The organism is Polaromonas sp. (assembly GCF_010365105.1).
Taxonomy (GTDB): Bacteria; Pseudomonadota; Gammaproteobacteria; order Burkholderiales; family Burkholderiaceae_C; genus Polaromonas.
Genome location: NZ_JAAFGZ010000045.1, coordinates 57,162 through 69,122 on the forward strand (window position 1 = coordinate 57,162; position 11,961 = coordinate 69,122).

Here is an 11,961-nt window from a genome sequence, read left to right on the forward strand (position 1 = left end):
GTACGGGCTGCGGCCATTTTGCGGATTGCCGGGGGAAACGCCTCTCGGCGCTGAGCAGGGCGCGCCGGGCCGATGCGCAGATCCTGAACAGCGGCAGTGAGCTGGTTGTGCTGACTGTTCCAATTCGGCACGCTCATGAAAATAACCTGGCGCCTGCGTAGGTCGGGTTAGCGAAGCGTAACCCGACATCTGCGTTTGCGTGCCCGGGAATGTCGGGTTACGCCTGCGGCTAACCCGACCTACATGAATAAAATGCTACAAATTCAGTAGCTATCTTCGCTCGTCCAATACGCGCTAGAGGCCAAAAACATGCATGAACCGGCCTTGCACAGGCCGGCAAGGCGTCAAGCAGTTTCGGCGACCACGACAAACCGCGCCGTCAACTCGCCCAGGCCCAGCTCGGCCAGCACCTGCTGCAGGCGCGTCTGCGCGGCGCGGGTCTTGGCCACGTTGAGAGTTTCCGGGCGGCTGGCCAGGATGAGTTCGTTTTTCATCGAATGCTCCCAGCCGACCAGTTCGGTCACCGTGACCTGGTAGCCGTTGGCCTCCAGTTGCAGGCAGCGCAGCACGTTGGTGATCTGGCTGCCGAATTCGCGGGTATGCAGCGGATGGCGCCAGAGTTCTGCCAGCGGAGTTTTGGTCAGGTTCAGGGCGCGTGACTTTTTCAGCACGCCGGCCACCTCGGCCTGGCAGCACGGCACCAGCACCATGTGACGCGCCTGCTTGGCCAGCCCAAAGGCGATCGCGTCGTCGGTGGCGGTGTCGCAGGCATGCAGCGCGGTCACGATGTCCACCTGCGGCGGCAGGTAGGCGGAGCTTGTCGCCTCCTGCACCGACAGGTTCAGGAAGGCCATGTTGGCAAAACCCAGACGCGCAGCCAGCGCCCGCGATTTCTCCACCAGCTCGGCGCGGGTTTCAATGCCGTAGATGAGGCCGCTGACCGGTTCGCCCCGGTGCGCCACGTTGAAAAACAGGTCGTACAGGATGAAGCCGAGGTAGGACTTGCCGGCGCCGTGGTCGGCCAGCGTGAAAACGTGGCCGCTTGCGGAAACTTCATTGAGCAGCGGCTCGATGAACTGGTACAGGTGGTAGACCTGCTTGAGCTTGCGCCGCGTGTCCTGGTTCAGCTTGCCTTCCCGGGTCAGGATGTGCAGTTCCTGCAGCAGTTCGATCGACTGGCCGGGACGGAGTTCTTCAATGACCTGCGCGGGCTTTGCCGCATGGGCTGCGGCCAAAACCTTGCGCGGAGGCTTGCCGGTAGATTTGTCGGTGGGTTTTGCGGAGGTGGGTGAACTGGTTTTTTGCATGGCTGCCCAGTTTAGTCGCGCGCTGTTTTTCAGGTTTTTCTCATGCCACCGGATGATCCTGCACTTGAGTCTTCAACAACTAAATTGCACACAATTTAGTTGTGTGCAATAATTAAACCATGTCCGATCAACCACCTACCGACACGCAGGCTCAGTCCGAGGCCATGCTGCTGCTGGACCACCAGCTGTGCTTTGCGCTGTACTCGACCTCGCTGGCCATGACCCGGCTGTACAAGCCCTTGCTTGATGGGCTGGGCATCACCTATCCGCAGTACCTGGCGCTGCTGGTGCTGTGGGAGCGCGACGGCCTGTCGGTGTCGGAACTGGGAGAGCGGCTCTTCCTCGATTCGGGAACGCTCACGCCCTTGCTCAAGCGGCTCGAATCGGCCGGCCTGGTGTCGCGCCTGCGCGCAGTCGAGGACGAGCGCCGTGTCCACATCACGCTGACGCCTGCCGGCCGCGCGTTGAAGGCGCAGGCCGCCAGCATCCCCGGCTGCATCCTGCGCGCCACGCATGGCTCGATTCCGGAACTGGTATCGCTGACCCGGCAGGTGCAGGACTTGCGCCGCCAATTGCTGGCCTGAGCTGCTTTTTTCAACCAACGAATTTCGATTTTTCAACCCGCCCCGATCCCGGGGCATTTCCAAGGAAACGCATGACCACGAAACTTGACCAGGTGCTCTACACCGCCCAGACGCACACCACCGGCGGCCGCGACGGCCAGGCCAAATCCAGCGACGCACGCCTGAACATCACCTTGAGCTCGCCCGGCACCACCGGCAACGGCACCAACCCCGAACAGCTGTTTGCCGCCGGTTATTCGGCCTGCTTCATCGGCGCGCTCAAGGCCGTGGCCGGCATGCAGAAAATCACCCTGCCTGCCGATGTCAGCATCGACGCCAGCGTGGACCTGGGCAAGATTCCCAACGGCTACGGCATCGCCGTTCGCATGGACATTTCCCTGCCCGGCATGGAAGCTGCCGCAGCGCAGGACCTGATCGATGCTGCTCACCAGGTCTGCCCGTACTCCAACGCCACGCGCGGCAACATCGACGTGACGCTGACGCTGAAATAAGCGCAGCGGCCCAGGCCGTGCCCAAGGCCCGCCTGTTTGAAAGCCGGCGGGTTTTTTTGCGCCTGCCGCAGACCTTGAAGTGCCTCCCCGGTGGCGCGACAATCGGGCATGACCGAATACAACAAGGCTGCTGCGGCGCGCCATGACATCCATGTTTACGAACACCTGACACCCGACGTGGTGCTGGACGCGCTGGCCAGCGTCGGACTGCTGGGCGACGGCCGCCTGATGGCGCTGTCCAGCTATGAAAACCGGGTGTACCAGGTGCATCTGGAAAGCCCGGTCGGCAGTGCGGAACTGGCCGGCGACATCGTGGTGGTCAAGTTTTACCGGCCCGACCGCTGGAGCGACGCGCAGATCCTGGAAGAACACGGGTTTGCCGCCGAGCTGATGGCAGCTGAAATCCCGGTGGTCGGCGCCCTGGTCCTGAACGGCACGACGCTGAACCATTTCAAGGGCTTCAGCTTCAGCGTGTCGCCCAGCCGTGGCGGCCGGCGGCCGGAACTGGACAACCTGGACGTGCTGGAGTGGATAGGCCGCTTTCTGGCGCGCATCCACACCGTGGGCGCGGCCCGGCCTTTCACGCACCGCCCTGCCCTGAACCTGCACACTTTTGGTTACGCCTCGCGCGATGCCCTGCTGGCGGGCGGCTACCTGCCGCTGGACATGGAATCGCGCTGGCTCAAGGCCTTCGACGAAGCCATGGTCGTTGCCAAAGGCGTGATTGAGAGCGTTCCCCATGCGCGCCAGCTGCGCCTGCATGGCGACTGCCATCCCGGCAACATCCTGTGGACGCCCGAAGGCTTGCCGCTGGCCGGGCCGCATTTTGTCGATCTGGACGATGCCAGGAGCGGCCCGGCGGTGCAGGACCTGTGGATGCTGCTGTCGGGCGACCGGCCCCAGCAGCTGCGCCAGCTCGGCGCGCTGGTCGATGGCTACGACGAGTTCGGCGCGTTCGACCGGCGCGAGTTGGTGCTGATCGAGCCGCTGCGCACGCTGCGCCTGGTGCATTACAGCGCCTGGCTGGCGCAGCGCTGGCACGACCCGATCTTCCCGATCAACTTCCCGCAGCGACTACTGGAAAGGCCAGGTGGACATGCTCGTCGAGCAGACCGAAGCGATGCAGGCGCCGCCGCTGGTCGCCTGAAGCCGCCTTGCCCAGGCCTGGCGGTGCCTGGCAAAGAATGGCACAAGGCGGTTTGCAGCGACCCGGCAACACGGCGTTTGCTGACACGGTCGAGCTGCGGCCCGCCCTAGGATGGCAACTCTTCCCTACTGGAGCCTTGATGCCCTCCCCATTCCCGATTTCGCGCCGGCCGCTGCTGGCCTGGCTGGCCGCAGGCGCTGCCACGATGGCCTTTCCTGCGGTGGCCGCTCAGCACCGCAAGCCGGCCAGCGCCCTGACAGGCGCGGCGCTGATGGAGCGCGTCAATGCAGACACCGGCATGCCGGCGCTGGCGCAGGGCGCGCGCGGCGATGCCGTGTTGCGCGCGCAGGTCCTGCTCGACCAGGCCTGGTTTTCTCCGGGCGAGATCGACGGCGCCTTTGGCAACAACATGCGCCGCATGGTGGCGGCGTTCCAGGCGCCGAGGCGCCTGCCGTCCACCGGCCGCATCGACGCCGCTACCTGGAAAGCGCTGTCCGGCGAGTCGCCTGCGCCGGTGCTCAGCGAGTACACACTCACCGCCGACGAGGCCGCCGGCCCTTTTGCCCGGCTGCCCGCCGACATGATGGCGCGCGCGCAGCTCAAGTCGCTGGGTTTTGAATCGCTCCAGGAAGCGCTGGGCGAAAAATTCCATTGCAGCCCGAAATGGCTGCGCAGCGCCAACCCGGGCAGCGCTTTCGCGGTCGGCGACCGGATCGTCGTTCCGGCCAGCGGCAGCGACAAGGCGCCCGCTGGCGCGGCGTCGCTGCGCATCGACAAATCCGAACATGTGCTCTACCTGCTCGACAAGGCAGAGCTGCCGCTGGCGGCCTTTCCCATCAGCATGGGCGGCGCCTCGGACCCGCTGCCGGTGGGCCGCATGGAAATCAAAAATGCCGCGAAAAACCCGGTCTTCACCTTCGACCCGTCACAGCTCAAGGGCACCAGGCAAACTGACACCAAGGCCGACATTCCCGCCGGTCCCAACAACCCGGTGGGCGTGTACTGGCTGGGACTGAGCAAGCCGCACTGGGGCATCCACGGCACACCCGAACCGGCGCGCGTCGGCTCGTCCGAATCCAACGGCTGCATCCACCTGACCAACTGGGATGTGCTGCGCCTGGCGCAGGCGGTCAAGGTCGGGTTTGCAGTGGATGTCCATGGCTGAGCATCCGCTGGCCCGCCGAGACATGGGCCGGCGCGTGGCCGCCCTGCTTTGCCTGGCCTGGGCTGGCAGCGCCTGGGCAGTTGCGCCTGCGGGGACTTCAGCCCCTGCAGCGGCCCCCGGCGCGCTGGCCGAGCCGCCAGCCCTGCTGCTGCCGGTGCAGGGAATCAGCGCCAGCGCATTGCGCGACACCTTTGGCGATGGCCGGGACGGCGGACAGCGCGGCCACGAGGCGATTGACATCCTCGCGCCCACCGGCACGCCGGTGCTGGCGGCGGACGACGGCCGCATCGTCAAGCTGTTCCTGAGCCAGCCTGGCGGCATCACGGTCTACCAGTTCGACCCGAGCGGGCGATTGGCCTACTACTACGCGCACCTGGAGCGCTATGCCGACGGGCTGGCCGAGGGCCAGGCGGTGCGGCGCGGCAGCGTGATCGGCTATGTGGGTGCGACCGGCAATGCCCGCCCGGACGCGCCGCACCTGCATTTCGCCATTTTCCGGCTCGGCCCGGAAAAGCAGTGGTGGAAAGGCGAGCCGGTGAACCCCTTCACCTACCTGGGCGGCAAGCCACCTTGAACTCCTGCCTGGCGCGTCACCAGTTGCGAACGCGGCCTGTGTCCAGGTGCACAAACTGGTCGCGCGGGTAAAAACCCACGCCGCCCGCGTTCAGCGACAGGGCCGCCTGGTGCAGATCGGCCAGCGGCACGCCGGGCAGGCGAACGTCAATCGCGCGGCCTTCCATGTGCAGGCTTTTGGTCGCCACGCCGCCGCTGCGGGTCTGGCGCAGGCGGCTGTTGGTGGTCGGACATCGGTAGCCCGAGATCACCTCGAAAGCGCCTTTGCTGCCCAGCGCCTGCTGCACCCGGTACAGCAGGTCGAACACCTGAGGGTCAATGACGCCGATGTCGCCGGTGTAGTGGTCGCGCAGGAAGCGGTTGAGCCAGCCCAGCGCCTGGGGCACATAACGCTCGCCGCTGGCATACACCAGGTCGATCTTCTCGTGGGTATGGGTATGCACCAGAGCCAACTCGCGCGCATCGGGCACGGAGGCCCAGGCGCCAGGCGCGGCCAGGGCTGGCAGGGCGGCGGCAAAACCGGCCGTCTGGCGCAGGAAGTGGCGGCGGGCCGGGATTTTGGGATGGGTCATGGGGTGTCTCCATAGACAGTCGGCAGCGTTTGCGAATGCTGGCGCAGGGCTGCATCCAGCAGCCGGTCCAGCCCGTAGAGGTCGTCAAAGAAAAAAGTGCGGCCGTCCTTGACCAGCGTGGTGCCGTAGGCAATCAGCACCGGAACCGGCTCGGTCAGCCGCATCGTAGCGGATTCACCCCGACTCATGGCTTTTTGGATGCGGTCTTGCGTCCACTCCGGCATACCCTTGAGGACGAATTTGGCCAGTTCCACCGGATGCTCGACGCGGATGCAGCCGTGGCTGAAGTCACGCCGCTCGCGCTGGAACAGTTCGGTGGCCGGCGTGTGGTGCAGGTAGATGTTGTCCTGGTTCGGAAACACGAACTTGATGTCGCCCAGCGCATTGTTCGGCCCCGGCCGCTGGCGTATGCGCGCCTTGCCGGCCAGCACGGCGTCCAGCAAGCCGGCCGACACGGTCCGGTCCACGCGGCCGCCGGCCGACACGAACTCCATCTCCTGCCGCGCCAGATAGCCCGGGTCACGCCGCAGCCGGGGAACGGTTTCGGCGCGGGCGATCGACGGCGGCACGTTCCAGTAGGGGCTGAACTCGATGAAGCGCATGTCCTCGTCGAAAAGGGGCGTGCGCGTGTCCAGCGCCTTGCCGACGACGATTTTCATTTCTTCCTGTACCTGGATGCGGCCGTCCTGCACTTCGTAGGCGCGCAGCACGAACTCGGGGATGTTCACGACGATCATGCGCGGCCCCTGCGTCAAGGGCGTCCAGCGCAGTCGCTCCAGGGCCAGTTCGATCTGGCGCACGCGGACAGCGGGCGTCACCTGCAGCTGCGCCAGCGTGGCCTTGCCGAGCACGCCGTCGGCAGCCAGGCCGTGGCGCAGCTGAAAGGCCTTGACCGCCTCGACCAGCGGCGCCTCGTAGCGCGCCGGCAGCGGCAGGCCAGGCGGCAGGTCACCCAGATCGGCCAGCCGCTCGGCCAGCGGAGCCAGCCCCGCATAAGCCTGCCCCGGCGCCAGCTTGGCCGCCTTGCCACCCGGCAGCGGCGGCAGCGGCTTGCGCCAGCCGGCATGATCGACACGCGTGCGGTAGGCGGCCAGCGCCTCGCGCAGGCTGGCGTAGATCGGCAGGCGTGGCGCGGCCTCGGACGCCGCGTCCCGAAGCCGTCCTGCCGACAGCGCTGCCTGCAGGTAGGCGCTGGCATCAAAGGGCTCACGCTCTGGCGGGCTGAAGTTGTGGTGAATCTTTTGCGGATCGACGCGGCCCGAGTGGACGTCGGCCAGGTAGCGCTCCATCGCCGTGGTCAGCGCCTGCTCCAGGCGCGCCATTGCGGCGGCATCGGGCGGCGGCCCCTGTGCCGCCCGGGCCATCGCCTGTTCCAGCGCGCCGGCGCTGTAGTCCTGCGGCGCCAGTCCATGGCTTGCGGCGGCGGCCAGCACGGCAACTGCCTCGTGCGCCTGGGCACCGGGTCTGTCGCCGTCAAACCAGCGGACACCCTGCTGCGCCGCCATGGAGGTGCCGCAGCACAGCCACAGCACGAAGGCCGCGCGACAAAACACCGATGACAGACAGTTCTTCATGTTCATCGTCCATTATCGGTCGCTGAAAAAGGGTGGGCGCCATGTCCGGCCATGCGAAGAAGTCGGCGGCTTGTGGCCGGCCTCCTCCTCGCAACGAAAAAAGTCCCGCAGGGGCTAGCTGCGGGACTTTCGGCAGCCGACCCGTTCAGGTCAGCCTGCAATTACGGCATTACGGCATCACACCAGCAAGGCATTCACCCGGCGCACATAGGCCGCCGGATCAGCCGGCATGCCGCCTTCGGCCAGCAGTGCCTGGTCGAACAGGATGTTGGCCAGGTCATCAAAACCGGGCAGCTCGCTGCTGGCTTCGAGCTTTTTCACCAGCGGATGCTGGGCATTGACTTCGAGGATCGGCTTGATTTCGGGAACGCTTTGGCCGGCCTGCTTGAGCATGCGCGCCAACTGCGTGGACATGTCGCCGTCCTGCACCACCAGACAGGCCGGTGAATCAACCAGGCGCGAGGTGGCGCGAACGTCAGACGCCTTGTCCTTCAGCGCTTCCTTCAGCTTGTCCAGGATCGGCTTGAACTGCGTCTGCGCTTCTTCGGCGGCCTTTTTCTCGTCTTCGTCCTGCAGCTTGCCCAGATCAACAGCGCCCTTGGCGACCGACTGCAGCGGCGTGCCGTCGAACTCGTTGAGGTAGTTCAGCGCCCATTCATCGACCCGGTCGGCCATCAGCAGCACCTCGATGCCCTTCTTGCGGAAGATTTCCAGCTGCGGGCTGTTCTTGGCGGCGGCCAGGGTGTCGGCGGTGATGTAGTAGATCGCGTCCTGGCCGTCCTTCATGCGCGCCTTGTAGTCGGCAAAGCTCACGCTGGTGGTGTCGGTCGTGGAGCTGGCAAAACGCAGCAGCTTGGCCAGACGCTCGCGGTTGGCATGGTCCTCGCCCAGGCCTTCCTTCAGCACGGCGCCGAATTCGGCATAGAAGGTCTTGAATTTTTCCGGCTCGCTGTTCGCCAAATCTTCGATCATCGACAGCACGCGGCGGGTATTGCCCTCACGGATCGCCTTCACGGCACGGCTTTCCTGCAACAGTTCGCGCGACACATTCAGCGGCAGGTCAGACGAATCGACCACACCTTTCACAAAGCGCAGGTAGCTTGGCAGCAGCGCCTGCGCGTCGTCCATGATGAAGACGCGCTTGACATACAGCTTGACGCCAGCGGCTTTGTCGCGGTTGAACATGTCCATCGGCGCCTTGGCCGGGATGAACAGCAGCTGCGTGTATTCGGTCGATCCTTCGACGCGGTTGTGCGTGGTGGCCAGCGGTGCTTCGCTGTCGTAGCTGATCTGCTTGTAGAACTCGTCGTACTGCTCTTGCGTGATGTCCTTCTTGGGGCGGGTCCACAGGGCAGCGGCCTGGTTTACGGTGTCCCACTCGCCGGTTTTGGCCATCTCGCCGGGCTGATCGTTCTCGCCCTCTTTCCATTCTTCCTTTTCCATCAGGATGGGCAGGGAAATGTGGTCCGAATACTTGTTGATGATGCTTTTCAGCTTCCAGGCATTCAAATATTCGCTGGCGTCGTCCTTCAGGTGCAACGTGATGCTGGTGCCGCGCTCCGCGCGCTCAATCTCGCTGACCTCGAACTCGCCCGTGCCGTCGCTGACCCAGCGCACGCCCTGCGCAGCCGGCAGGCCGGCGCGGCGGCTCTCGACCGTGATCTTGTCGGCAACGATGAAGCCCGAATAAAAACCGACGCCGAACTGGCCGATCAGCTGCGAGTCGCTTTGCTGGTCGCCCGAGAGCCTGGACACGAAGTCGCGCGTGCCGCTCTTGGCAATCGTGCCGAGGTGGTCAATCGCTTCCTGCTGCGACATGCCGATGCCGTTGTCGGTGATGGTCAGCGTCTTGGCAGCTGCATCGAAGCTCACGCGCACCTTCAGTTCGCTGTCGTTTTCGTACAGGCCGGCGTCATTCAGCGCCTCAAACCGCAGCTTGTCGCAAGCGTCGGACGCGTTGGAAATCAGCTCGCGCAGAAAAATTTCGGGATTGGAGTAGAGCGAATGGGTGACCAGCTTGAGGAGCTGGGCGACTTCGGCTTGAAAGGGACGGGTTTGTTTTTGCATGGGTTTAGGTCAGTCAGGATGAGGAAAAGACAGCGCAACAGATGCGCCCGCAACCCGCTATTTTCAACCCTGCACCAGCCAACGGCCGCAGCCGCAGCACGGGCCACCTCGTTTTTCCTGCAAAAAATGCCACTCGCGCAATGCAAGCCGACATCTGTAGCTATTCTTTAAATAGCACCTCAACGGGTGCCCATGGTTCAGGGCGAAGCAGCCGTGCCCAGCCATTGCACCAGTTGCCGCGTCACCTCGGGCCGCCGCAACAGCTCCAGATGGTTCATGCCGTGCGCAATCCACTGGTTTTCAGGCGCAAACGCCAGGCAGCGGCCAGGCTCTTCATGCACGCCCAATGCGCTTTCCAGCGGCACCAGGCCGTCGCCCACGAGCCGGTGGCTCAGCGCGTGCCGCGCCGACTGCAGCGGCCCGGCACCGTGTGACACGGTGGTGGCTGCCACGGCGTAGCAGGCCACGCCAGCGGGAAGCGGCAGCGCCTCGCGGGTATCGACTGCGCGGTCAAACCGGCCGGCATGCTGCCAGTCGGCTTCCAGCACATTGCCATGTCGCAGGTCGGTGATGCCGGCGCTGCGGATTTTCCCGATGCTGGCAAAGGGGCGGGTCAGCGCCTGCCGGTGCAATTGCGTATCGACCCAGCTGCCGATGCGCTCCAGTGGTGCGCCGTGGTGTGGCGTGCCCAGGAACACCATACACTTGAGCTGCGACCGCCAGCCGTGGCCGGCCTGTTCAGCCTGGTGGCAGGCGCTGCGCGCCAGCAGGCCGCCCATGCTGTGGCACAACAGCGTCAGTTCCTGCACCGGCTGCGGCCAGGCGGCCGTCAGCTGCTCCAGCAAATCGGCCAGTTGCCGGCCGTTGGCCGAGGTGTGCAGGCCGCTGTTGTAATGCAGGTAAAGCGGGGTGTAGCCGAGTTCCGCCGCCAAATGCAGGCCGTGGTCATGCGCCGGCAGCAACGAGCCTGAAGCGCCCTGTGTACGCCACTGCAAATCGTTCATGCACAGGCCGTGAACCAGCACCAGCAGCTTGGGCGTAGCGCCGGGCAGGCGCTGCGCCAGTGCTGATTTTTCAAGCACAAGGGTCTGGCCTTCTTGGCGCAGGCTCATCGGAAGCGCCAGCGGATTGGCGGTTTCCAGCAGCCGGTCGCCCAGCACGCCGTTGAGTGCCGAAAGCATCGCCTCGCGACGCCGTGAGGAAGTCTTTTTCCCCGCCAGCGGCGCCGCGCCTGCCAGCACGGCATTGACCGCACCGCCGGCCAGCCGCGTCACGCCCCGGACGCTGCCGTACACCAGCCCGGTCAGCCCCCCAGGACTGACGCCGCTGCCGCCGGGCGCCTTGTGGATGAATCTTGACCCCAGCGGCCCCAACAGGGAAGCCACCGCCCGGTACACATTGCCCTGGACGTTTTCGGCCAGCCCGGTGACGCCCAGCGTGGCCTGGGTGGCCAGTTGCGCCAGCCCCTGGATGTCGGAAAGATGCAGGTCGGCAGGCAGCGAAGGCATTGAAAATCGGGCCTTGCCCGCCGGGGTGGAGGTGGTCATGCCCCCGATTGTGCAAAATTTGCCCGGCTTGCGCCAGTGGTTCGCAGCCGTTTTTTGCTATGAATTAAATAGCTTATAGCGCTTGCCGGATATGCGGAAAACGTCTATTTCATCAATAAAAAGCTTAAAACTGTTCGTGCGGTGCCAGGTAGCGCCACTGGCCAATCGGCAGGTGGCCGAGGTTGACGCGGCCGATGCGCACGCGCTTCAGGCCGGTGACAAACAACCCGACCTGCTCGCACATGCGGCGGATCTGGCGCTTCTTGCCTTCTTTCAGCACGAAGCGCAGCTGCTCGGGGTTTTGCCAGCTGACCTGCGCCGGGCGCAGCGGCTGGCCGTCCAGGCTCAGCCCGTGACACAGCATGGCCAGCCGTTCAGCCGGAAACGCCGCCTGTACGTTGATATTTTCAGGTCCGTAGCTCACGCGCACCAGGTATTCCTTTTCCATCTCAGAGTCTTCGCCGATGAGCTGGCGCGCCACGCGGCCGTCCTGCGTCAGCACCAGCAGGCCAATCGAGTCGATGTCAAGACGGCCGGCCGGCGCCAGGCCGCGCAGTTGCTCGAAGCCCCAGCGCATGCGGCTGTTGCATTCGCGCCAGCGGTTTTCCGGCTGCACCAGCGCCACGGCGGGCTCGTGGCCGTCCTCGGCCTGGCCGCTGACGTAGCCGACCGGCTTGTTGATCAGGATGGTGACCTGCTGGCGCTGCTGCTGTTCGGCTTCGCGGGCGACGTCGATGCGCGCGTTGACAGCTACCGGCTGGCCCATCACGGCGGGCACGCCGTTGACGCGCACCCAGCCCCGGGCAATCCAGTCGTCGGCCTCGCGGCGCGAGCACAGGCCGAGGTCGGCCATGCGTTTGTTCAGGCGGACCGTTGGTGCGGGGGCGTTGGCGTCGGCCGGCACGGCGCGTACACGCACGGCGCCGGAAGCGGG

The 11,961-nt window shown here is 65.3% G+C and carries 10 protein-coding genes and 1 pseudogene; 5 read left to right on the plus strand and 6 right to left on the minus strand.

All coding sequences use genetic code 11. The features are described 5' to 3' along the window. Positions 1 to 344: 344 nt before the first annotated feature. Positions 345 to 1,307 carry an SAM-dependent methyltransferase gene (locus GZ092_RS19575; RefSeq protein WP_293638833.1) on the minus strand — a complete coding sequence of 321 codons (963 nt, stop codon included), beginning with the start codon at positions 1,305 to 1,307 and terminating at the stop codon, positions 345 to 347. Positions 1,308 to 1,426: 119 nt separating this feature from the next. Between GZ092_RS19575 and GZ092_RS19580 the strand changes: the two genes are divergently transcribed. The 5 genes and pseudogenes from GZ092_RS19580 to GZ092_RS19600 all read left to right on the plus strand — a co-directional run bounded on the left by GZ092_RS19580 (position 1,427) and on the right by GZ092_RS19600 (position 5,268). After that, a complete protein-coding gene (locus tag GZ092_RS19580) occupies positions 1,427 to 1,891 on the plus strand; it encodes a MarR family transcriptional regulator (RefSeq protein WP_293638835.1) in 465 nt (154 codons plus the stop codon). 71 nt (positions 1,892 to 1,962) lie between these two features. Further along, positions 1,963 to 2,382 carry an organic hydroperoxide resistance protein gene (locus tag GZ092_RS19585; RefSeq protein ID WP_293638836.1) on the plus strand — a complete coding sequence of 140 codons (420 nt, stop codon included), beginning with the start codon at positions 1,963 to 1,965 and terminating at the stop codon, positions 2,380 to 2,382. A gap of 108 nt (positions 2,383 to 2,490) precedes the next feature. Then, positions 2,491 to 3,529, plus strand: a pseudogene (locus tag GZ092_RS19590) (serine/threonine protein kinase). Positions 3,530 to 3,668: 139 nt separating this feature from the next. Next, a complete protein-coding gene (locus GZ092_RS19595; RefSeq protein ID WP_293638837.1) occupies positions 3,669 to 4,694 on the plus strand; it encodes a L,D-transpeptidase family protein in 1,026 nt (341 codons plus the stop codon). Then, positions 4,687 to 5,268 carry a M23 family metallopeptidase gene (locus GZ092_RS19600; protein WP_293638838.1) on the plus strand — a complete coding sequence of 194 codons (582 nt, stop codon included), beginning with the start codon at positions 4,687 to 4,689 and terminating at the stop codon, positions 5,266 to 5,268. The genes GZ092_RS19595 and GZ092_RS19600 overlap by 8 nt, the downstream gene beginning before the upstream one ends. 16 nt (positions 5,269 to 5,284) lie before the next feature. Here the strand turns inward: GZ092_RS19600 and GZ092_RS19605 are convergent, their stop codons facing one another. From GZ092_RS19605 to GZ092_RS19625, 5 genes are all read right to left on the minus strand, one after another. Continuing rightward, a complete protein-coding gene (locus tag GZ092_RS19605; protein ID WP_293638839.1) occupies positions 5,285 to 5,839 on the minus strand; it encodes a DUF882 domain-containing protein in 555 nt (184 codons plus the stop codon). After that, on the minus strand, positions 5,836 to 7,344 hold the full coding sequence (locus GZ092_RS19610) for a L,D-transpeptidase family protein (protein ID WP_293638847.1): 1,509 nt from the start codon (positions 7,342 to 7,344) through the stop codon (positions 5,836 to 5,838). Before GZ092_RS19610 ends, GZ092_RS19605 begins: the two co-directional genes overlap by 4 nt. 246 nt (positions 7,345 to 7,590) lie before the next feature. Beyond that, positions 7,591 to 9,480: a molecular chaperone HtpG gene (gene htpG / locus GZ092_RS19615; RefSeq protein ID WP_293638840.1), complete on the minus strand. Its 1,890-nt coding sequence runs from the start codon at positions 9,478 to 9,480 to the stop codon at positions 7,591 to 7,593. A gap of 197 nt (positions 9,481 to 9,677) precedes the next feature. Then, on the minus strand, positions 9,678 to 11,027 hold the full coding sequence (locus tag GZ092_RS19620; protein ID WP_293638841.1) for an alpha/beta hydrolase: 1,350 nt from the start codon (positions 11,025 to 11,027) through the stop codon (positions 9,678 to 9,680). 124 nt (positions 11,028 to 11,151) lie between these two features. Next, positions 11,152 to 11,946 carry a pseudouridine synthase gene (locus GZ092_RS19625; protein WP_293638849.1) on the minus strand — a complete coding sequence of 265 codons (795 nt, stop codon included), beginning with the start codon at positions 11,944 to 11,946 and terminating at the stop codon, positions 11,152 to 11,154. Positions 11,947 to 11,961: the final 15 nt, after the last annotated feature.